General features: G+C 37.2%; 18 protein-coding genes. 9 read left to right on the forward strand and 9 right to left on the reverse strand.

The window, feature by feature from the left end; all coding sequences use genetic code 11:
* Positions 1–65: 65 nt before the first annotated feature.
* Both rnr and H4J76_RS09595 read right to left on the reverse strand, forming a co-directional pair.
* Entirely contained in the window at positions 66–2,453 is a 2,388-nt protein-coding gene (gene rnr / locus H4J76_RS09590; protein WP_404842532.1) for a ribonuclease R, read from the reverse strand.
* A gap of 292 nt (positions 2,454–2,745) precedes the next feature.
* Complete coding sequence (locus H4J76_RS09595; protein WP_182230508.1) at positions 2,746–3,363, reverse strand: tetratricopeptide repeat protein; 618 nt, start codon at positions 3,361–3,363, stop codon at positions 2,746–2,748.
* Between the two features lie 284 nt (positions 3,364–3,647).
* Between H4J76_RS09595 and H4J76_RS09600 the strand changes: the two genes are divergently transcribed.
* The gene (locus H4J76_RS09600; RefSeq protein WP_182230509.1) at positions 3,648–4,670 is read left to right on the forward strand and encodes a DUF484 family protein; all 1,023 of its coding nucleotides are present in this window, start codon (positions 3,648–3,650) and stop codon (positions 4,668–4,670) included.
* A gap of 14 nt (positions 4,671–4,684) precedes the next feature.
* Positions 4,685–5,875: an HD-GYP domain-containing protein gene (locus H4J76_RS09605; protein WP_182230510.1), complete on the forward strand. Its 1,191-nt coding sequence runs from the start codon at positions 4,685–4,687 to the stop codon at positions 5,873–5,875.
* A 5-nt stretch (positions 5,876–5,880) separates the two neighbouring features.
* Here H4J76_RS09605 and H4J76_RS09610 read toward each other — a convergent pair whose 3' ends face one another.
* Entirely contained in the window at positions 5,881–7,503 is a 1,623-nt protein-coding gene (locus H4J76_RS09610) for a methyl-accepting chemotaxis protein (RefSeq protein WP_182230511.1), read from the reverse strand.
* Positions 7,504–8,182: 679 nt separating this feature from the next.
* Positions 8,183–9,592 (reverse strand): M20/M25/M40 family metallo-hydrolase, encoded by a 1,410-nt coding sequence (locus H4J76_RS09615; protein WP_220466015.1) that lies wholly within the window; start codon positions 9,590–9,592, stop codon positions 8,183–8,185.
* Between the two features lie 207 nt (positions 9,593–9,799).
* On the opposite strand from H4J76_RS09615, the gene H4J76_RS09620 reads away from it, so the two are divergent.
* Both H4J76_RS09620 and H4J76_RS09625 read left to right on the forward strand, forming a co-directional pair.
* Complete coding sequence (locus H4J76_RS09620; protein WP_182230512.1) at positions 9,800–10,012, forward strand: hypothetical protein; 213 nt, start codon at positions 9,800–9,802, stop codon at positions 10,010–10,012.
* Between the two features lie 134 nt (positions 10,013–10,146).
* Entirely contained in the window at positions 10,147–10,464 is a 318-nt protein-coding gene (locus tag H4J76_RS09625; protein WP_182215574.1) for a hypothetical protein, read from the forward strand.
* A 43-nt stretch (positions 10,465–10,507) separates the two neighbouring features.
* Here H4J76_RS09625 and erpA read toward each other — a convergent pair whose 3' ends face one another.
* Positions 10,508–10,849 carry an iron-sulfur cluster insertion protein ErpA gene (gene erpA / locus H4J76_RS09630; protein WP_070375537.1) on the reverse strand — a complete coding sequence of 114 codons (342 nt, stop codon included), beginning with the start codon at positions 10,847–10,849 and terminating at the stop codon, positions 10,508–10,510.
* Positions 10,850–11,050: 201 nt separating this feature from the next.
* Complete coding sequence (locus tag H4J76_RS09635) at positions 11,051–11,860, reverse strand: PEP-CTERM sorting domain-containing protein (RefSeq protein WP_182215576.1); 810 nt, start codon at positions 11,858–11,860, stop codon at positions 11,051–11,053.
* A gap of 298 nt (positions 11,861–12,158) precedes the next feature.
* Here H4J76_RS09635 and prsT point away from each other — a divergent pair, with 298 nt between their 5' ends.
* On the forward strand, positions 12,159–14,972 hold the full coding sequence (gene prsT / locus H4J76_RS09640; protein ID WP_182215578.1) for an XrtA/PEP-CTERM system TPR-repeat protein PrsT: 2,814 nt from the start codon (positions 12,159–12,161) through the stop codon (positions 14,970–14,972).
* A 26-nt stretch (positions 14,973–14,998) separates the two neighbouring features.
* Here prsT and H4J76_RS09645 read toward each other — a convergent pair whose 3' ends face one another.
* Entirely contained in the window at positions 14,999–15,730 is a 732-nt protein-coding gene (locus H4J76_RS09645) for a DUF6776 family protein (RefSeq protein WP_182215579.1), read from the reverse strand.
* Between the two features lie 78 nt (positions 15,731–15,808).
* Between H4J76_RS09645 and H4J76_RS09650 the strand changes: the two genes are divergently transcribed.
* The 4 genes from H4J76_RS09650 (at position 15,809) to hemL (ending at position 20,489) form a co-directional block, all read left to right on the forward strand.
* A complete protein-coding gene (locus H4J76_RS09650) occupies positions 15,809–17,512 on the forward strand; it encodes a chloride channel protein (RefSeq protein WP_182215581.1) in 1,704 nt (567 codons plus the stop codon).
* Complete coding sequence (locus H4J76_RS09655; protein ID WP_182215583.1) at positions 17,509–17,940, forward strand: CopD family protein; 432 nt, start codon at positions 17,509–17,511, stop codon at positions 17,938–17,940. Before H4J76_RS09650 ends, H4J76_RS09655 begins: the two co-directional genes overlap by 4 nt.
* A 183-nt stretch (positions 17,941–18,123) precedes the next feature.
* Positions 18,124–19,131, forward strand: coding sequence for an aspartate carbamoyltransferase (locus H4J76_RS09660; RefSeq protein ID WP_197517584.1), 1,008 nt, complete (start codon positions 18,124–18,126; stop codon positions 19,129–19,131).
* 74 nt (positions 19,132–19,205) lie between these two features.
* Positions 19,206–20,489 (forward strand): glutamate-1-semialdehyde 2,1-aminomutase, encoded by a 1,284-nt coding sequence (hemL, locus tag H4J76_RS09665; RefSeq protein ID WP_182215584.1) that lies wholly within the window; start codon positions 19,206–19,208, stop codon positions 20,487–20,489.
* 129 nt (positions 20,490–20,618) lie between these two features.
* Here the strand turns inward: hemL and H4J76_RS09670 are convergent, their stop codons facing one another.
* Together H4J76_RS09670 and mrcB are read right to left on the reverse strand one after the other, a co-directional pair.
* Positions 20,619–21,014 carry a hypothetical protein gene (locus H4J76_RS09670; protein ID WP_182215586.1) on the reverse strand — a complete coding sequence of 132 codons (396 nt, stop codon included), beginning with the start codon at positions 21,012–21,014 and terminating at the stop codon, positions 20,619–20,621.
* 158 nt (positions 21,015–21,172) lie between these two features.
* Positions 21,173–23,482: a penicillin-binding protein 1B gene (gene mrcB, locus H4J76_RS09675; RefSeq protein ID WP_182215588.1), complete on the reverse strand. Its 2,310-nt coding sequence runs from the start codon at positions 23,480–23,482 to the stop codon at positions 21,173–21,175.
* Positions 23,483–23,513 lie beyond the last annotated feature (31 nt).

Here is a 23,513-nt window from a genome sequence, read left to right on the forward strand (position 1 = left end):
TTACTCTATATCGAGCTTCATTACGTATCGGTCGAACGTTAATCGTTACGACTTTTTAACCGATATTACTCAGCCGTTTTACGAGCATTTTTACCTGGACGTTTTTTTCGTGCGGTACGCTTTTTAGCTTTTGATTTTTCTGTTTTCTTGTCTTTTGGCTTTTTAGGCGCTCCTTTCTCGCTAGTTCCCTTGGGCCTATTAAAGCCTTGATCGGCGTTTTTTCTCAGCCCTGTACTTTTAGCTTTCGATTTACCATCAGGTTTACCACTACTTTTCGGGGCTTGTTCACCCGACAAAACGAGATCTATTTTTTTCTCATCCAAGTTTACTGCGGCAACATTAACTTCTAAAACATCACCAATACGATATTTAGTGCCCGAACGTTCACCGCTCAAACACATGCGAACATCATCAAAGTGATAATAGTCATGCCCTAAAGAGGTTATATGAATTAAGCCTTCGATATGTAAATCGGTTAAGCGTACAAATAGACCAAAATTAGTCACGGTTGAAATAACACCGGTGAAAGTATCACCAACGTGATCTTGCATAAATTCACATTTCAACCAATCAGCAACATCACGAGTCGCATCATCAGCACGACGTTCGGTCATTGAACAATGCTCTCCTAGTTCAATAACTTCTTCAGGTGAGTATTGGTAAAATCCGGCGTTCGCTTCATTACTTTCGTTAGCGCTTTGTGCTTGCTTTGCCAGAATCGCTTTAATCACTCGATGAATAACCAAATCTGGATAACGACGAATTGGCGAAGTAAAATGACTATAAGACTCGAGTGCTAAACCAAAATGTCCTAAATTTTCACTTTGATAAACGGCTTGGCGCATAGAGCGCAGCAACATGGTTTGGATCAACTCTTGATCTGGACGACCTTGAACATGATTTAAAATATTAGCGTAATCAGCAGGTTCAGGTTGCTCTCGCGTTGGCAAGGATATGCCGAGTTCAGTTAAATAACTGACAAAGTTTTTATACTTATCTTCACTCGGTTTGTCATGGACACGGAATAAACCGGGCATTTGGTGTTTTTCTACAAATTTTGCCGTTGCCACATTCGCTAAAACCATACATTCTTCAATGATTTTATGCGCATCGTTACGAATAAGCGGCACAATCGATTCTATTTTACGATCACTATTAAACAAAAATAGAGACTCGGAGGTTTCAAAAGCAATGGCACCACGATTAGTTCGCGAGGTCTTTAATGCTAAATACATTTGATATAAATTTTCTAAATCGCCGACTAATGGCTGATATTGTTCGCGCAACGCTGCCTTTTCGGTTGCGTCTTCACCCGATAAAATTGCTGCGACTTTGCTATAAGTAAAGCGAGCATGTGAGCGCATAACGGCTGAGTAGAACTTACTACCCGACAACTCACCTGACGCACTGATAGTCATTTCACAAACCATACATAAACGGTCAACATCAGGGTTTAATGAACATAAGCCGTTAGATAGTTTCTCCGGTAACATAGGAATAACTTGGCTCGGAAAATAGACCGAATTACCACGAGATATAGCTTCATCATCAAGCGCTGTACCATTACGTACGTAGTAACTTACGTCCGCTATAGCCACCCATAAACGCCAGCCACCCGATTCTTCAGGCTGACAGTAAACAGCATCATCAAAATCTCTAGCGTCTTCGCCATCTATAGTGACTAGCGGTAAGTCACGTAAGTCAACTCGTGAAATTTTTGCTTCGTCTTCGACTTCGTCTGCTATTGTTGCAACTTCTTCAATAACGCTAGCCGACCATTCATGTGGTAAATCATGCTCACGTAGAGCAATGTCAATTTCCATGCCTGGTGCTAAATGATCACCTAAGACTTCAATCACTTCACCTACGGCATTATTGCGTTTTGATGGACGGTGCAAAACATTGACCACCACCATTTGTCCGTGGCGCGCACCAAGCTTGCTTTCGGGTTCAATCAAAATATCTTGTTTAATACGCGCATCGTCTGGAACAATATAAGCGATACCATGTTCAACATAGAAGCGGCCAACAATGCCAGCTTTACGCGGTTCGATGACTTCAATTATTTTAATTTCTTGTCGGCCTTTGCGATCGGTACGATCCACTAAAATAGCGCTAACAATATCACCATGGAATACCCGTTGCATTTCGTGAGATGAAATATAAAAGTCTTTGCCTGGCTTCTCACCTTTAGCAATATCAGGTATAAAAAAGCCAAAACCATCACGATGACCGGTAACTTTACCGGTGATCAAACTATTTTTCGCAGGAATGACATATTGTTTAAGTTTATTAAAAACAAGCTGACCTGCATTTTCCATAGCACGCAAACGTCGTTTTACGCCAACATGATGAGTTTCATCATGATAATTCAAAGCTTTGCATATCGCTTTAAAATTAAGTGGCACAGCAGAGTTTTCTATTACTGATAATAGTAATTCTCGACTCGCCACTGGATTGTCGTATTTTTGTGCTTCGCGTTTTTGATGAGGATCTTTCAGGGGATAAACTCGATTAATGTGTTAATGCAGCAATTATATACCTATACCCGTTACCAATCAAAGCGTTGGTTTTCAGTGGTAATTAAAAACGATGCCGATAGGCATTAATTTTATCGAATGATGATGCTATTTTAAAATTTAATAACGCAATAAAGTCGTTTAGGCTCATGTTAATCAAGGGGTTGATTAGCTAAAGCTATTAAGCGAGTAATGCGATAAAAAATGTCATCGCATGAAAAACAGCTTAAAATTTACCTTCTTTGGCTGAATTAACAACATGCTCTGGCATTTTAACTGCCAACGCTGATAATATTTTTGCAATTTGCTGATGAATTTTTTTATCATCGGTAACCGAGTGATGAAGTTGTGTATATAACTCTGGGTAGTCTAATGGACTGCCATAGCCTTGTGCATAAATATCGGCTAAACGGATTTGTGCTTTTAAATTATTTACTGCCGCGGCTTCTCTGAGATAAAACATTGCTTTTTCTACATCAACCTGCATAAATTTACCAGTATGGTAGTAACGCCCGAGTTGTTCAAGTGCCTCAGGCAAAGCTTGGTCTGCAGCATTTTTCATAAAATGAAGTCCAAGCGGTACATCTTTTTTAACACAGACACCATACGCTAGCATATCCCCCCAAAGAAATTGGTACGAAGGGTATTCTGATTTAGTGGCTCGTGCTTCAATGTCTTGTACAAGCTGACATTCGTCGAGCACAACTTGCCCTAAATGTTTATTCTCTTTAATCAAACCCAACAGCTGGTTATCTGTATAAATTTGCACGGCTTCAAGTTTTTGACCATAGCTGGTATTACTTATAAAAAATAACAACGCTAAAATTACTAATAAAAATCGCATAAATGACAATCCAAAAATTCAAATAAATATATAAGCATTAACTTATTATCGGCTGAACATAAAAAAGGTTAAGTAATGAAGACTGACATTTTTTTGTTGCCAACAGCCTCTTTTATCAACTATTAAAGGTTAAGCAATATTAATACCATTATCTTAACTACCTTAGCGTTTAAAAGTAATGTTTTAGTCAATATCGCGATTAACAAAGGGGATTTGACTAAGCCCTTGCACAATAGCTCTGAAAAGAACACAATTAAAACGGTTTCATAAAACAAGAAATGATTATGTCAGAATTAGAAATTGAGCAACTAATCGCCAACTCAAAAGCTAATGAAAACATTGCACTAAAGCTATTTGAAATAGAAAAAGAAGTACTTGAAAGTAAATCTTGTGAAGAACTTATCCAACGTTTGTTGAACTCAATACAACAAAAATTTGATATCACTTCAATTACTTTACTTTTGGTTGAACCAACACCGATTAGCTATTTATTCAACGAACAATTGCAATCAAATTGGCAACAGCGACATAGTAACAAAATATCTTTAGAGCAGTTAAAAGCTTTTCATCATGACAGTAAACCTTTCCTAACGAATGATTTAGATAATTTACCTGCTGTTATACCTACTGAATTACTCATAGAAGCACAATCTATTGCGCTTATTCCCTTAATACTAGAAGGGCAACTTTTTGGCAGCCTATTGTTTTCTGATAGAGATAAAAGTCGCTTTAGTAATATACTTGGCACCTTTCATTTAGAGCAACTCGCTACTAAAGTAAGTTTGTGCTTATCCAATGTACTCATTCGAGAGCAACTTGAATACATGGCACATTATGATCGCTTAACCGGTGTTGCCAACCGTCGTTTAATGGAAATGTTTATTGCTGAGGAGTTAGTACGACAGCAAAGGTATGGCGTTCCCTTTTCACTATTATTTGTTGATTGTAATGATTTCAAACAAGTTAATGACCGATACGGTCATGATTGTGGTGATAGAGTACTAACTTATATAGCAACAAATTTACAAGGATTAATAAGAGAGAATGACCGCTGTTTTCGTTTCGCAGGCGATGAATTTGTTGTGGTATTGGCAAGCCAAAAACACCAAGAAGCGGAACTAGCAGCAATACGTTTAAGCGAGTTTTTTATCAAAAACCCTATGCATTACCAACAAGCCGTTGTACCCGTTACAATAACCTGTGGGGTAGCAGCAAGTGATGGAAAACGTTCGATGGACGAACTGCTAAAAGAGGCTGATACCCATTTATATCAACTAAAGAATAATAGAAAACAGCTGTTAGTTTAACGAGTAAATTATGTATGATTGTTGAAATTGAAATTTCAGGATTATTAAAAGGGCATTATGTGGTTGATATTGCCAAACAACGAGGCGCTTACAGCTTAACAACCCCTGGCCATATAAAAAATATCAAGGTTATAGGTAATTTGCGTAGCAGGGGCGTCGAAAGTTTATTAATTGATACCAGCAAAACACTGACCTTCGATGCCGATAATAATATAGTTGGTCGTATAAAAGAGACTCCCTTACCCGCAAGTAATAAATCACCCATTATCTTAGAGATAAGCAAAGCGAAAAAACTTTTTAATCAATCAAAAGAGATTCAACGGCAAGTATTTTCAGATGCTCAACAAGGAAGAAATATAAACCTAACACCCGTTATTGAAATAACGAATAAAACCATTGATACCGTATTTAAAAATGCGGATGCCTTAGCCTGTGTTATCAATATCAGGAAAAAAGATGAGTACTTACTTGAGCACTCAGTATCGGTTTCTGTATTAATGACGATTTTTGCGCGTTTTTTAAAAATAGATAAAAAAATAGTTCAGTTACTTTCAGTTGGTGCTTTTTTACATGATGTCGGTAAAATTAATATTCCAGACAGCATTTTAAATAAACCGGGTAAGTTAACAGAAGCTGAATTTACCATAATGAAAAGCCACGTAGACCACTCGATAAAAATAATAGAGTCGACACCGGGTATTTCCGAATTGAGTCTTGAAGTTGCTGCCCTCCACCATGAGAAGCTCGACGGCACTGGTTACCCTTATAACATCCCTAAAGAAAAAATCACGAAATATGGTCGGATGATTGCCATTTGTGACATTTTTGATGCCCTAACCGCCAACCGTTGTTATAAAGAGGGTTATAGCCATATAAAAGCATTTAGTATTTTACGAAGTTTGGCGAAAAAAGAGCATTTGGATCAGCGTTTAGTCGACTTATTTATCAAGTGTATGGGTATTTATCCTGTTGGCTCATTAGTGGAATTGAGTTCCAATAAACTGGCTATTGTCGAAAGCAGAAATGACGGCGACCCAATCAACCCTAATGTGCGTTCATTCTATAATTCTTTAGATGGCCGTTACGTAATGGCTGAAGATATAAACTTATCCGACAATGAAGACTTTATTGTTAGAGGGGTAAGAGCCGATGACTTTGATCTAGATATGAACAAAATCATCGAATTTCTTTTAATGGAAGGGTAAAGGTCTTAAACCTTAAACTTCGATGTTGCTTTCTGTAATTGAATGGCATTTTTATCAACTAAATGAGCCACATTACCAATTTCTTCGATCGCTGTTTGAGTCGCTCCAAAACTGTTATACATTTGCTCTATATTGTTAACAACGGTCTCAGCAACGCAAGATTGTTCTTCTGTTGCCGTAGCAATTTGGCTGTTCATTGAACTGATATGACCGATTTGTTCTTTTATATTTGTTAAAGATTTATCAACTGCAAGTGATATTTCCTCATTGGTATTTGCTTTTTCTCGCGCTAATCCCATAGTACTTACCGATTGGTCAGCCGCTGAAATGAGCTTATCTAGTAAACCACGAATCTCAGTAGTCGATAACGCTGTTCTTGAAGCTAAACTTCTAACTTCATCAGCAACTACAGCAAAGCCTCGGCCTTGCTCGCCCGCTCGGGCCGCTTCAATTGCAGCATTTAACGCTAATAAATTTGTCTGTTCAGCGATTCCATTAATAACATCAAGAATTTTATTCATGTTCTGTGAGTCTTTAGCGAGCCTATCAACCACATCAGCTGCATTACCAATTTCGTGGACTAATTCACCTGAGATAAGTAAAGAACGCTGAACATTCTCCATGCCTCTATTAACTTCTGCTTCTCCAGAACCTGCAGCATTTGCCGCTTCTGCGGCAGACTTAGCAATATCAGTAACACTAAATTGCATTTCAACCATAGATTGTTTTGTTATTTCGGCTACTTCTGCTTGGCTTTGTACATTAGCATCAACATCACGTACCTTTTCAGCCAATTGCTCAGCACTTTTAGTCAGGGGTGGCACAACATCAATGACATCTGAAACAATACCTCTTAGCAACTGAGTAAAAGCATTAAAGTTCTTAACAACACTGCCTAATTCATCCTGACTCATGACTTCAATCTGGTTGGTCAAATCACCATCACCTTCTGCCAGTTCTTTTAAAGAAGCATCTATATTTAATACTGAATGACTAATTGAACGTGCGATGACGATACTCAACAGTGACATCATAACCAAAAGTAAAATACCCACTAAAATACTTAAATCTCTTGAGTCACTAGAGTTAGCCACAGTTTCTTCAACCAAGGTATTAAATACTTTAGCCGCCTTTTCTTTTTCCTGGGCTAAGCTGTCAGTAACCTTTTGGTAAATATCTGCTTTATTATCAATACTGGTCTTTGTTGAGGCCAATTGAAAATCGATTTCTTCCTTGATAAATCCTACTGAAATCTTTCGCGCGATATCATTATACTCGTTACTTAATGAGACTAAAGTAGAAGTATCGGAAAATGAGGGTTCAAGTGAATCAATACGCGTTAAATTACCAGTTAATACCGTAACTAACTCACTAGCTTGATCAACTAACTCTTCATCACCAAAAGAGACACTCTGGTTGTAGAGCTCATCTACACGTTGCCAAGTACTGACATTTTCACTGGTTAAGTTAACCAAATGAATCGTAGTATTTTGAATTTTTTGTAATAATATTTGGTTTTTAGAGATGGCAGTAATGTTAATAAGTAAATTAATAACAAAGCTCAAAATTGCAATCGCTAGTATTGCTAATATTTTATGAAATATAGGTAATTCTTTAAAAAACTTCATATTTATCCTAATCGTAAATGACGTACGATGCACCGTACATTGTTAAAATACTCAAATAATAAGCCCTTCGGGCCTTCAAAAATTTTTAACTACTTTTACATTAGCATTTTCTTAAGTTGAGCTTAAATGAAACTCAATGACTAGACTCCGTTCTACACAATGCTCTAAATCTGCTAGAAGTGCTTATCAAGCATACACTCCACAAGAAAGTCTGTTGTTATTCAATCGCTAGGCTAAGTTCAACTTATTATAAATCATAAGATGATTAGCTGGATACGTTTTTAGTAATTTCATGATAAATGGCTGTAGCCACCTATTACTTTACCAGCATTAACGTGAGTAAACACCAAAGATTAATTCACCAGCATTAACGTGAGTAAACACCAAAGATTAATTCACCTTTTTTAATAAAAATGAAAATAGGCACAGTGAAGGTACTATTCATTTACTATCGTGGAGAACTTTAGAGAATTTTTTCCGTCAACTATTAGTGAGTATATTTATTAAAAGTTAAGTTTATAGTTCTAATAAAATCAAGAAAACAATAAATGTTTCTTATACTTGTAATAATAGAAGATCAGGTGTCGGTGAGTTAAATAAAAAGAACAAGGGATTATATTTACGAAGTGATGAATAATGAGTCGCGAAAAATCCACCTGATTTTTCACGACTCCTCATATTATTTTCTAAAGTTAATTCCTGATTGAGCTGAAAAATAAGCAAATAGAGTATAAACCGCTGTTGCTTGCTTTAAGTCTTCAGGGTTCACTTTGTCCAAGGTATCGTTCTCTGTATGGTGATAATCAAAGTACTTGGTGCCATCAGGTGCAAAATTCATGCTTGGCATACCTGCAGCGCTCATTACACTCATATCTGATTGTGCTTGTGCATTATTATCGTTTGATAATTCAACGCCTAACGGCGCAAGATGCTTAGCAAGGTCGTTAATTGCCGTTAATGACTCTTTACCAACACCCGAAGTCATTTTATAAATCTTACCAACACCAAAGTCCCATTCGGCGCCAATGATATGATTATCCATATTTTTTTCATGGACCTCCATATATTTTTTGGCACCTAATAAACCCACTTCTTCAGCCGCAAAAAGAATGACGCGGATAGTGCGCTTTGGACGTATAGGTAATTGAGCAATGTGATGAGCAGAAGCAAGCATCATAGCAACACCCATACCATCATCTAATGCACCCGTACCCACATCCCAGCTGTCAAGATGAGCACCAATTGAGACAATTTCATCAGGAAATTCGCTACCGGTTATTTCACCAATGACATTGGCAGAAACGGCTGTTATTTTAGCATCAGTATGGCTGGTTAATTTTAGAAAAAAGCTAACCGGTTTATTGCGCTTTAATTGATTAACAAGTAAGTCTGCGTCAGGATTTGAAAGCGCAGCTGCAGGAATTTTTTTCACGCCAGCCTCATAACGCATAATGCCGGTATGAGCTATACGGTTATTGTCTGTACCTACAGAACGCATAATTAATGCTGATGCCCCTTTTTTAGCGGCTACAACTGCCCCACCCACACGCGTACCTACGGCTGGACCATAGCCGTTACCGTCGATATGCTCTTCCATTTGATAAGAAACAAATGCAATTTTTCCATCTAAACTGTTATCTGGTGCCGCGATTAAGTCAGCTAAGGTTTCAAAATGTGCAACATTTCCAATCAACCCTTCTTCACTGGTAGCAATACTGCCACCAAGAGCAATGGCGACGACCTTATGAGGATAAGGCGAGATTATTTTCGCTTGTGCTTCACCACGTTGCCAAAAAGTACCCGTGACTTCTTCTGTCCACACTTTATCAAAGCCTAAAGCGTTCATTTTAGCTTGCGCCCAAATGACAGCTTTTCTATCACCTTCTGAACCCATTAATCGATGCCCCACTTCCGTGGTTAAAGATTCTAAGACTTGATAGGACAAATTAGATTGCAGAGCGGTATTTTTTAATTGTGTCAGTTGCTTAGTTTCTGATTCAGTCAGTGTTGCCGCTGAACTTGATAAAGCTAACAAAGTACTACTGAAAACAAGCGTTTTTATTACAGATTGAAAAGGCACTTTAAGCATTATATTCCCTTTTATAGATATTATTGATTGTAGAATTAATTCAGTATCAAGAATCTTGCGCCGACATGCAAATAGGTTCGCCTTAAAAAAGTGGCAAACTATCTTTATTAAAACCATTGAGCCCTAATTAAGCGAATACTGAACTTTTAAAAGATTTATAGCTCAATACTACAGCGCTAAATATAAAGTAAACAAGGAGGATTACATTTGAATAAATTAAGCAAAGGACTGACCTTCTCGATTATCTTGCATATAGCTGTACTGATCATTTTTACACAAGGGTTATCAACAGTTCCACTTAGCGCAGTAAAAAATAACGATTCGGTTAACCCTATTATTCAAGCTCGCCTATATTTTCCTTTACGGTTAAGGAAAAAAGCGATTCTTACTTCCAGCAAGGAACCGCTAGCCATTAAATAAACCATGCCAACAGATGAAAAAAAAGAAGTAATGAATGGTTAGAAAAAACCAATAATAGGAAGATACAGCCTGCAAAGTTATCTAAACAGCCAATTGATAAAAACGTGTTGGAGAGTAAAACATCAAGTAAAAAAATGAGTCAAACGTCACTGGAGAAGCTTAAGCAACGTTTAGATAACCAAGCCCGTGAAAACGCTGCAAACAACAGCTTAACTAAATACCTAACCGAGAAGAGTACCGTTGGCCAATCCATCACAACGTATGATCAGTTAGCCCCAGCGAAAGCAAAAATTAAAGAGGTAGATTGTAATAGCAGTAAATTTAATAGTGCGCTAAAAGCGATGTCAACCTTGCTTGGCGGCAGTATCAGGTGTAATAGCATGCCTAATTTAAAAAACTTTTTAAATAAAAGAATGGCCGTAGCTGAAAAAAAAGCACAAAAAAGCCAGTGATATTTCGCTGGCTTTTTGTTAATCGCAATGTAACTAAAGAGAATTAGATTGAGAAAGAAGATCCACAACCACAGGTTGATGAAGCGTTTGGGTTATGTACTAAAAATCTACTACCTTCTAAACCTTCAATATAGTCAACTTCGCCGTCAACTAAATATTGTAAACTCATAGGATCAATAACCATAGTGACGCCTTTTTTCACAATAGTCATGTCACCGTCATTTACTTTTTCATCAAAAGTAAATCCATATGAAAACCCTGAGCAACCACCACCTGTTACATAAACACGTAATTTCAATTCCGGATTTTCTTCTTCTGTGATCAAAGATAATACTTTATTTGCGGCGGCATCGGAAAATTTTATTGGTAATTCGGGAGTTGACATATTGCTCTACTTACAAAGATGTTACGGGAGTGTCTCGCGTGTATTATCTTAAACTTGACTAATTTAGTCAAGTATTGTCTGAGATAGTAAAATTTATCAGCAAGAAGAAAAATTTCATCTTAAATATATACAAAAAATGCGCTATATAATTAAATATAGCGCATTAATTAAACCACTAACGGGTCAGTAGCTAACGGTCAATTAGTGAGTTATTTTTCTACGGTAAATAAGACCAAACATAGCAAGTAACATTAATACAAATGTTTGTGGCTCTGGCACTGCAATAGTATCTTTAGGAGGAGCAAAAGAAGCTACACCTTCAATAATGTCGTTAGCACAGGTCATTGCCCAGCGAAAGGCAATTTGATTAGCTGTCGCTAATGCAGTATTGGCAACATCAAACGAAAAACTAACTTTACCATAACCAACATTTCCTATTTTATAAGAACGACCGCCAACAGACCAATCTGAAGATGTAATAGTTGTACCATCATTACCAGACCGAACAGCTTGATTGTAACGGGCATTTCGATGTTCATCTGATGAAACGATTAAGTTGTTGTTAGAAAACCCTGTTCTCAAGTCACCTGTACCTGATTTATTATTACGTGAACTGCCAAGGTCATAAACATAGTTCCAGTTTGTACCCGTATTAGTATCCGTTTTAGAATATCTATCACCCGTGTTTGGCAGAGCACCGTCTGGATTCCAAGGAGATGTTCCGCTGTTATTAAGGTCTTTGTCCGCGGCCATAAACAAATCACCTAACTCAATATCATTATCGCCAATGTTATTGTAAAATGATGTAAAAATATTAACATTTAGTATTGTTCCAACTCGAGAAACCACCATCTTATCAATGTCATATCTATACTTACTACCATTAATATCGCCATCGTAACCTGCACCAATATATTTATCCATGATCGTTTCCGCCGGGATATCCACAGCAAACCCGTTAATACTTGATACTGAAAGTGCAGCGATTGCAATCCATTTTAAACATTTCATATTTTAAACCTACTTCTAAATACTGGCATAAATAACATGTGTAATAAAAACACAAGACTATGTATAAATTTTATTTACTTATTGACCCCACACAACTCAATATTCAAGCCAAGATTAAAAAGCCCTTTATTTTTAAGTGCATAGGATTATATTATTTGATATATCGGTTATTTTACCTAAAAGTGTAAAAAATATCGACAACTATTAACGGTACAACTTAAACAATTAAAGATCTGCTAGATATTCATAATGACTCCTAGTATCCTTAGCAATTGATTTTCATAAGAGAAATAATTAAATGGCCTCTTTGGTAAAAACGACTTTAGCCTTACTCTCCGGCACAATTTTATTGCTGAGTTCGCATGCTCTGGCTTTGCCCGATCAAAACGCAGATAAACCTTATGAAGATGCCCTAGCAAGCTTTTACCTTTCTGAACTCAATGCGGCAATTATTCATTTAAAGAATGCCTTAAAAAATGATCCTGAACATTTACCTTCTATGGTGTTACTCGCCGAAGTATATATTGCTATGGGTGATGGCGCTTCGGCAGAAAATCAACTAGAAAACGCTCAAGAAAAGAATGCTGATGAAAGTAAAATACTGCCGTTAATGCTTGAAGCTTATCTTTTACAGCAAAAATATAAAAAAGTAATTAATGCGCCAATGGCTTCTATAACTCAAAAACAACAACTGAGTAAAGTTGCCGTATTGCAAGGACGTGCTTTTATAGCGATGAATAACTTAGCGCAAGCAAAAGTTTTATTCCAAGAAGCTTTAGAGTATATGCCTAGTAGTATCAAAGCCCAATTAGGCATAGCACAAGTAGAACTGCTTAATGGAAATATGCTCCAAGCAAGAGCCTATATTGATAAAGCACTCTCTTTATCGCCAACAAACAGTGTCGCTTTGACAATGCTTGCTAATATAGAACAGCAAGCTGGCAATCGGATTGAATCGTTAAAAATAATTTCACAAGTTATTGAGCTAAACAATAAAGATTTTCCTGCGTTACTTACACGAGCCAGTTTATATATTGAACTGGGTGATTTTCAACTTGCTTTAAACGACCTTGGTATAATCATCACAGAAATCCCCAATGAGCCGAAAGCAAATTATTTAAAGATAATTGCAAACAGTGCCTTAGGTAATACTGAAGAAGTTAATAAAACAACCGCTCATATCAATACCGTATTAATGGGATTACCCGAAGATATAATGAAACAGAATCCCGTGTATCTTTATTTAGCGGGTGTGATTAGTTTTCAGCAACAAGAAAACTTAAAGGCTCAAGATTTTTTGCAAAAATATATCGCTATTATTAGTGACGATATAAGAGCGTTAAAGTTAGCCGCTCAAATTGAACTCGCATTAAATAATCCCTTTCGTGCAAAAACATTATTAGTAAAATCTAAGCTAGTAGCCCCTGACGACGTTGAAACATGGTCGCTTCTTGGTCAGACCTATACCGTATTAGGAGAACTACAACTTGCTGAAGATTACCTCAAAGATGTTATTGACAGTGATAAAGAAAATCCCCAACCTTTATTTGAGTTAGCAAAGTTAGAAATTTTAACAGGAAAGTTCCCACAAGCTATTACTCACCTTCAATTAGCAAAATCAATAGATGCTAATATAAGTTTTATTGTGCTGCTCGCAGAGGCCTTCCAACAAAACAATCAGTTTGAACAGGCACTAGAGCAATTAGACCTTGCGTTAATTTTACAAAGTGATGATAGCGTTTTGCACTTAAAAAAAGGTATTTTATTAGGTCAATTAGAACAGCACCTACTAGCAAAAGAATCACTAGAACAATCACTAAAGTTAAACCCTAACAACCTTAGGACACTTGTCCATTTATCAAGAATCGATGTTATAGAACAACAGCCAGAAAAAGCGATAGCAAAAATAAATAAGAAAATCGTTGAACTAACAGAACCCAATTCATTTTTACTGATTGAGCTAGGTAATATACATCGCCTAACCAACAATAATAATGAAGCGTTATCAGCCTACAAAAAAGCCTACAGTGTTGATAATACTAACCCCAATGCATTAATAAATATTATTGAAATACAAGTCATGCTTGGCCAATTGAAAGAAGCGATAACCTTAACCAGTGAGTTTTTAAACAAAAACAACAAAGCAGGAAGTATTTATCTAGCACTGGCTAATTTATACATGGCAGATAAAGAATACCAAAAAGCGTTTAGTACTTTCGAATTGGCGGTTAAAAATAGTAATGATAAATCAAATGTTTATAATATTTTTGCTGATGCACAATTGTCACGATCAGATTTTGAAGGCGCTACACTCAGCTTAAAACGATCTATTTCATGGAATGCTGAAAATCTTGACTCCCATTTAAAGTTGTTTGATATTTATCTGCAACAAAAAAACGAAACGTTAGCGCTCGATATTTTAAAGCGTATAGCCAAAAAAAGTACTAATATTATATTTTTAAACAACCTTGAGGGTAACTTATACTTACAATTAGGAAAACTAGCCGAAGCAGAAAAAATATTTCTAGCTTCCTTGAAAAAAAGTCAAAACCGACCCGCCGTTTATGGTTTATATCGTGTATACAAACAACAAGAACAATTTTCAAAGGCGCTTGATTTATTGACCCTTTGGGTTAAAGAAAATCCAAGAGACATTACCTCTCAAATAGCAATCGCGGATACACTAGTCGCAACAAATCAACTGCAGAGTGCTGCTAAAAAATACCAAGATTTAATTGAGGTGTTTTCTGAACTGCCAATTTTGTTGAATAATGCCGCACAAGTATTCATTAAACTGGAGCAGTTCCCTCAGGCATTAACGTATGCAAAAAAAGCAGACAAGATATTACCTGATAATGTCGCAATAATGGATACACTTGCTTGGTCTTATACCCTAAATAAACAAGCAGATTTGGCACTACCTATATTTAGACAAGTTATTGTTAAAGATTTCAACAATGCTGAAATAAAGTATCACTTAGCTGTTACTTTATATCAATTAGATCGCAAGGGTGAAGCAAAGAAATATCTAAAGGCTGCGTTAGAAAATGAAAGTACACTTCCTAACAGAGCTGCTGCTATAGCACTTATGGAAAAGCTTACTGAGGAATAGCGTGAATAATTAAAAAACACTTGTCATTATTGAGTGTTTTTTAATAAATCATTCCAGATATAGCTCTGGTCTATTCGCTGATATTTTTGCCATCTATTTTTTGGTAAAATAGCAGCTAACGCTAATTTTTCGGGTAAAAAGTTTGCAGGAAGAGTGAACTCACCTTCAACAATTTGAAAGTATTGAAAACTAAAAGATAAATCTTTCTTTGTAGATACCGATATATTACTTAACTTTAATTCGCTTGGCTTATTATCTAAGCTCCCCAATAAAGTAAAATCGACATAGCCTTTAGCAAAACGCTTACGTACTTGCTGTTGCATTAAAACAATTTGAAAACGAAAATGATGTGGACTGGCTGTTGGGTGGATCATCATTCGATCAATCGCCAATCCATCAGCGGTTTTTTCTGGTGCCATCACTTTTTCATAAAAAGCTAATTCTTTTTTTACTTCATAATGCTCAGACTCCATGCTTTTTAAAAGCTCTTGGGAGTGCTGATTAGCCATACGTTCAACTTCTAACTCTACTTCAAGGGTATTAATCTGACTATTTTGCTGAACATTCTTTTCATAAAGTTTACTCAATCGCGTTTGCTGTTGTGCTAACGTTTTAACTTGATAACCATGATAAAAATTCCCAACACGATAGCCACTGTAAAGACAGATAACAATCACGAGAAGAAGTAAAAGGGCGGAACGAAATGCGCCTAAACGCACAACAACCGTATTTAGATTTATTTTTGCTAACCAATTCATTTGAAAAGTATTATGATATCCAACGAGTTAATAAATATTTTTAGGCTCAAACAATAAAAGGTGCACCCTTTCATTATTATGATATCGCTCTCTTTACTTAGAAAACGTTTAGCCTTACCGAGAACTTCCTGGCAACTTTGTTTGTTAGCCGCTTTAGGTGGCACTGCATCAGCACTTTTAGTTGTGCTATTCTCCTACAGCATTGAGACAGTTCAAAGCTTTTATTTAGTCCAAAAAGATAATTATACCAGCTTAGATGCTTTAAGTCGTTTCCATTTGCCTATCGTAGGCGGATTAGTCATTTTATTTTTTGCTTGGCTAACCGGCTACCAGTATTTACGCACCGGCATTCCTTTTGTATTACATCGCCTAAAAGTAGCTAATGGCATTATTCCATTTCGCAATACGTTAAATCAATTTTTCGGCAGTGTGATTGCATTAGCCTCAGGCTTCTCAGTTGGAAAAGAAGGACCTGCTATACATTTAGGAGCCGCTTGTAGCAGTTATTTAGGTAACAAGTTAAATCTACCTTTTAATACCATACGCACACTTTGTGCATGTGGCATTGCCGCAGGTATTTCCGCTTGTTTTAATACCCCCATTGCCGCTGTTATATTTGTTATGGAAGTTATTTTACGCGAATACAAAGTGCATATTTTTATTCCTGTAATGATCGCTTCTATTACGGGGTCAATGATCACCCGAAGCCTTTTGGGGCCTGCCCATGAATTTGGATATTTTAGTAAAATATCCCTAAGTTTTCATCATTACCCTGTTTTGATTATATTAGGGTTAATACTTGGGTTATTAGCCTATGGCTTTAACCGATACTTAGTCCTTATTATAAAATATTCGAGCTCGATTCATATTGTGCCACGCATTATGTTAGCAGCATTAATTACTGGCATACTTGGCTTCTTTGTACCCTTTGCTATGGGCACAGACTTAAGTGTAATAACGTTTGCCTTAGAAAATAATATTCCTTTACAATTATTACTTGGGGTTTTATTCGCTAAAATCTTGATGACCATTACCGCTTTAGGCCTAGGTATTCCTGGTGGTATTATCGGTCCTATTATTGGTATTGGTGCTATTGTAGGCACCTGTGTTTCAGTATTAGCTACGGGTTATCTACCCGGAGAAAATTTTGCTGGTGATTATGCCTTAATGGGTATGGCGGGGTTCTTAGCAGCAACACTAAACGCTCCCCTTGCCGCATTATTAACGGTAGTCGAGTTGTCAAATCAGTTAGAGGTTGTTGTGCCAGCAATGATAGTTATCACCACTGCCTGTGTCTTTTCAGGGCAGTTTTTCAACAACCGATCGGTATTTGTTATGCAACTTGAGCAGCAGGGTCTCAAATATCGAAAATCTCCCATCGAGAAATCATTGCAACGTATCGGTGTATTAGGCGTTTTACAGGAAAATATTAGCGTTTATCAACAAGAATGTTCTTTGGAAGTTTTCAGGGCATTGAAGAATGTTGAATTGTTAAATCATGTTATTATTGAAGTAGCACCTGAAACAGAAAGTCTTAGTCCTTACTCAACATTTTCATGGTTAAAAATAAAACACGAGCCAGGCACTAAGCGCGTTGAAATAGTACAATTACAGCTACTACCTTTGCAAAGCCAATCAACTTTAGCTGAAGCCTATTTAGCCCTGATTGAACAGCGAGATGGTGGTGTTTATATTTATGATAATGATCCTAATGAGATCTTAGGTATTATTACTTTTGAACAGATCAGAAGTTATTTATTAGAAGGAAAAACAACAGTATGACAACTCTTTTATGGTTAAAAGCTTGCCATGTTTTTTTTATGGTCGCTTGGTTTGCTGGTGTTTTTTATTTACCACGCCTGTTTGTTAATCATGCTGAAACCTCTAGTATTGAAGTCGCCGAGCATTTAAAGGGGATGGAAAAACGTTTGTTATATTTTGTAACACCTTTCGCTGTGTTAACCGTGTCTTTAGGCATAGCCTTGATTTATTATTACGGGTACGCTTGGTTTATTGCTTCAAAATGGTTGCACTTAAAAATAACTTTAGTGATTTTACTGCTCGCTTACCATGGTTATTGTTTTAAGTTAGTTAAAGATTTTAAAGAAGATAAAAATGTACGTTCAGGAAAATTTTATCGAATTTTTAATGAATTTCCCGTCCTTATATTGCTCGCCATATTATATTTGGTGTATTTAAAACCTTTCTAATGGCTTATCTTTGCTCATATTCTGGTTTATAGCCCATAAGAAGCTTTCATTAATTAATTTGAACGCTTTGATTTAGACACACAGAAATTGAATAACAGCGATAATCTATTCTCAACATTTCTGAATTGTGCTATATTCCTGCATCAAAAATAGTCGCAGTCTTATAATTTTAGGTAACTTTTTATGATGAAGTTTGAAGGAAGTCATATCCTTTCTGTCTCGCAGCTTAATCGCGATGCTATCTCTCGTATTTTAGAAGTTTCATCACTAATGGCCCCTTATGCTATGCGTAAGAAGCGTTGTCATGTGTTGGATGGCGCAATTCTCAACAATCTTTTCTTCGAGCCCAGTACCCGTACTCGGGTCAGTTTTGGTGCGGCTTTTAACCTTCTCGGTGGTGCTGTTCGTGAGACCGTTGGACAAGAAAATTCATCGTTGAGTAAAGGTGAATCTCTCTTTGACACGGCACGTGTTATTAGCGGCTACTCTGATATTATTGCGATGCGACATCCCACGATGTATTCAGTTGAAGAGTTTTCAAAAGGCAGTAGTGTACCGGTTATTAACGGCGGAGATGGAGCTAATGAACACCCAACACAAGCCTTACTTGATTTGTTTACCATGCAATCTGAAATGGCGCCACATAACAAAACTTTAGACGGTTTAAATATTGTCTTAATGGGTGATCTCAAACACGGGAGAACCGTACATTCATTATCAAAATTACTCAGCTTATATAAAAACATGAAAGTAACGATGATATCTCCTGACGCACTTAACATGCCCGACAGTATAATCTCATCCTTAACCAATGCCGGACATCAAGTTGTGGTTACCGATAAAATTGACCATAATTTATCGTGCGATATCATCTATCAAACGCGCATTCAGCAAGAGCGCTTTGCCAGTAAAGACGAAGCTAATTTGTACCGTGGTCATTTCAGCTTAAATAGAGAAGTTTATCAGCAGTTTTGCCAGCAACATACTGTGATAATGCATCCCTTACCACGCGATTCTCGCCCTGAAGCAAACGAGCTTGATAGTGATTTAAATGATTTAGACAACCTAGCTATTTTTAGACAAGCCCAAAATGGTGTACTGGTACGTATGGCATTATTTGCCTTAACACTGGGTGTTGAAAATAAGCTCAGCCAATTTGAAAAACCAGTGACTTGGTACACCAACAAATAAATAATTCTTAAGTATATAAGCGACAACAGTTTATTTAATGTTAGTCGTATTATAATTAACAAAGTAGGCAATTTATGAACCATTCAGAACAACTTTTTAACAGCGCAAAACAAATTATTCCCGGTGGCGTAAACTCGCCTGTTCGTGCATTTAATGGTGTTGGCGGTACGCCTTGTTTTATTAAACGCGCTGAAGGTGCATATATTTATGACGCCGATGATAAAGCTTATATTGATTATGTCGGTTCTTGGGGACCAATGATTTTAGGCCATAACCACCCGGCTATTTTAGCAGCAGTTATTGAAACTGCTCAAAATGGCTTAAGTTTTGGCGCACCTACCGAGCTAGAAATCACTATGGCAGAGAAGGTACGTGAACTAGTACCGTCAATGGAACGCATTCGAATGACCAGCTCAGGTACAGAAGCTACCATGAGCGCAATTCGGTTAGCTCGTGGCTACACTGGACGTGATAAAATCTTAAAGTTTGAAGGTTGCTACCATGGTCATGCTGATTCGCTATTAGTAAAAGCAGGCTCAGGTGCACTAACCATGGGGGTGCCAAATTCACCTGGTATTCCTGCTGATGTTGCCAAGCACACATTAACCGTTAGTTTTAATAATATTGACGAAGTTAGACAAATCTTTGCTAAATATAAAGATGAAATCGCCTGTATTATTGTCGAACCTGTTGCTGGAAACATGAACTGTGTTCTTCCGGTAGAAGGTTTCCTTGAAGGTCTACGTGACGTTTGTGATGAACATAAAAGTGTATTGATTTTTGATGAAGTAATGACCGGCTTTCGTATTGCATTAGGTGGGGCTCAAGCACATTACAATATTGTTCCTGATTTAACGACGTTAGGTAAAGTTATTGGTGGTGGTATGCCTGTCGGTGCGTTTGGCGGTAAAAAAGAGATTATGGATTATATTGCACCTATTGGCCCTGTTTACCACGCAGGTACCTTATCGGGTAACCCTATCGCTATGGCTGCCGGTTTAGCGGCATTAAATGAATTAAGCATCGGTGATAAACACGAGCAATTGAGTGCATCAACTGAAAAGCTTGCTATGGGTTTAAAAGCAGCAGCCGAGCGCAATGGCGTGTCATTAAGCATTAACTATGCTGGTGCAATGTTTGGTTTTTTCTTTACTGATTCACCAGAGCCTGTCACTACTTTTGAACAAGCAACCGCTTGCGATACAGATAAGTTCAGACGTTTCTTCCACTTAATGCTAGAAAACGGCATCTACTTGGCACCTTCAGCTTATGAAGCTGGCTTTTTATCTATGGCTCATACCGATAAAGAGATTGAATTAACGTTAGCCGCTGCTGATAAGTGCTTTGCTCAACTATAATGTAAAAATTAGCGTGGTTTAGCGACTAAACCACGCCCGTTGACGCACAAGGATGCTCATTTTTTAACAAGACCATCCTTAAAATAAAAAGGGATAGCCGATGGCTATCCCTTTTTATTAACGGTGACGCTAATTTACTTTAACGGCCAGTAATTCATTTTCAAGCCAATGATAAGCTTGTTGCCAACCTAATTCTAAACCTGAAAATACCGGATATTTCCATTGATCAAATGAACGACTTGCCTGCAGTTTCTTCGTCACTAAGACACTTTTTTCAGAATAGCAAACAAAGGCAAGCGCTTTTAAACCTTCATAAGATGCGACTGAAAGTTTCGCCTCATAAGTATAGGTGTAGTTATTAATGCGGTTGATTAACAAGGCAAAATCCCCTTCTACGTTCTCATGCACAAATTCATGGCATTCCTCAACCATTTCAAGTGTCATTTCGACGCCTTCATCAGCGGTTACTTCAATAATATTATTTGCAAATATATTATAAAAGCCAAAACTTAAACGATGCTTCATATCAGATCCAGCGTATTAATTTTATACGTGATATCAATCCCTTATGATTAACAAGCAATCCTATGAGCCAGCTAATTTTTTATACAATAGTATCTGTATAATAAACATGCAAGAAAAGGCATGATAAAAAAACAAGATACATTAGTAAACCTGTCATGCTAATCAGTAAAAAGTTGTTCGAACCAAGATAACTTTTTCTTCTTTTCTGTCAGCTTTTTTCCTAAACAATGCGGCTCTATTAAAAGACCTGTCGTTATTGCCGGATAACTAATCATTTCAGCACACTCGATACTGACGGCGATACCACTGGAAGATTCAAAATTAGTTAATGCAATATTTTCAGGCATTAAACGACTTTTGTTAACCACACCGTTTTTATTCATAAACTGTGCAAATAGCACTAAAGCGCCGCTACTGCCTGTTAGGTTGGTCGGTTTGTTGTCGTCACGACCTAGCCAAGTCGTCACTAAGTTTTGGTTATCATAACCAATAAACCAACTGTCTCTTTGATCATTGGTGGTACCCGTTTTCCCTGCTACTGCTGCCCCATCTAAACGCCAAGTAAGCGACTTAGCCGTTCCCACTTCGGTTACTTGTGATAAAGCATGGTCAAGTAAATACATAGCTTGAGTTGAGAACAACTGCTCGTCTGGCGCTTCAAATTGCCATAAAGTTTCGCCCTGTGCCGAGATAATACGGTCAATCGCATGACTATTACTCTTAAATCCTTGATTGGCTATAGATAAATAAAGCTGATTAATTTCATATGGTGATAAACTTAAAGAGCCCAATAACATACTAGGGCGAGTGACGATATCTTCGGGATAACCTAGCAAGTGAAAGATATTGGCAATATTTTCTAAGCCGAGTTGCATACCTAAATTCACTGTTGGCACGTTTAACGACCTAACTAAAGCATCATGTAGGCTTACCTTGCCTTCAAATTTTCCATTATAATTATTTGGACGCCATTCTTTGCCCCCATCGCTGATAAGTACAATAGGTTCGTCGTTCAATAAGGTTGCAAAGTTATATTGTTGATAACGCTCTAGAGCGGCCAAGTATATTGCGGGTTTTACTAATGAACCGATGGGACGTTTAGCATCTAATGCTCGGTTAAATCCGGCATAACCCGCTTTTTTATCGCCAACTAAGGCTTTTACTTCACCTGACTTGATATCGGTAACCACCATGGCAAGTTGTAAGGACTCGCCTTTGTTTAGTATTGTTAGCTCAGGGATATGCTTAGCTATCGTTTGTTCTGCATTCATTTGTGCTGTTATTGAAAAGCCTGTAAAAACTCGAACACCCGCTTGTTGTTGGAACGCTGAAAGCTTTTCAGAAAGTTCTTTTTTGACCAATTGTAAATAAGCAGGAAACTTTTTATTGGCTAAACGGCGAGTTTTACGAATAGATAAAGGTGATACGACTGCCGCTTGATAGTTTTTTTGTGAGATCAGTTCATTTTGATACATCAACCGTAAAACAAGATCTCGTCGCTTTTTAGCATTTTTAGGATGACGCCAAGGATCATAATAACTAGGCCCCTTGACCTGCCCAACAAGCATGGCCATTTGTTCAATCGTTAAAGATTGGATCGGCTGACCAAAATAAAATTTAGCTGCTAAGCCAAAACCATAAATACCATTAGCATAGTGTTGTCCTAAATAGACTTCATTTATATAGGCTTCAAGTAGCTGATCTTTGCTATATCTAAGCTCCAAAATAATCGACATAACCGCTTCGTTAACTTTACGCCAGAGTGTTTTATCACGGGTTAAAAACATATTTTTAACCAGTTGCTGTGTTAAGGTACTCCCTCCCTGAACCGTTCTCCCTGCTTGAATATTAGCCACTAAAGCTCGAAAAATTCCTAATGGGGAAACACCCGCATGAAAATAGAAATCACGGTCTTCAACTAATAGTAAGGTATCAATAAGTTGCTCTGGTACTCTTTGTAGTGAGACTATCACCCTATCTTCTTTGTTTTCAGGAACTAATCGTCCCAGTGAGTAAGGTTCAAATGAAAAACTTTCAATAGCTCCTTGCTCATTAAACAAAGAAAGTATTTTGTTACCGGCAATATTAATAGTGAAACGCTCTACGTGCGTATTACCGTTGCCAAAATCAAAAGCGCGACGATAAACAATCAGCGTCGTCTTTGATAAAGCAAATTCTCCCGGGTTGAGCGCCTGTTGCTTTCTCTGATAACCAGACAAAAGTAAATTTTGCTTTAGTTGAGCAAGTGAAGCATTATCGCCAACTTTGAAACTGTCAACTTTGCCATAAACTTGCACGGGAATGTTCCACCGTTGCCCCTCAAATTTATCTTTCACTTTACTGTCGAGGTAAACCGCATAAAAGCTAAATAAAAATATAAAGGTGATGAACAATTTCAAAGCAGTATGCCAGCACCAACTTACCCGAGAGGCTCTGGTAGAACTCTTTTCTTTGGTTTCTTTTTTCACATTATTAGTCATTTTAAATAGTATTTTCATC

It is taken from the genome of Colwellia sp. BRX9-1 (assembly GCF_014077195.1).
GTDB lineage: Bacteria > Pseudomonadota > Gammaproteobacteria > Enterobacterales > Alteromonadaceae > Colwellia_A.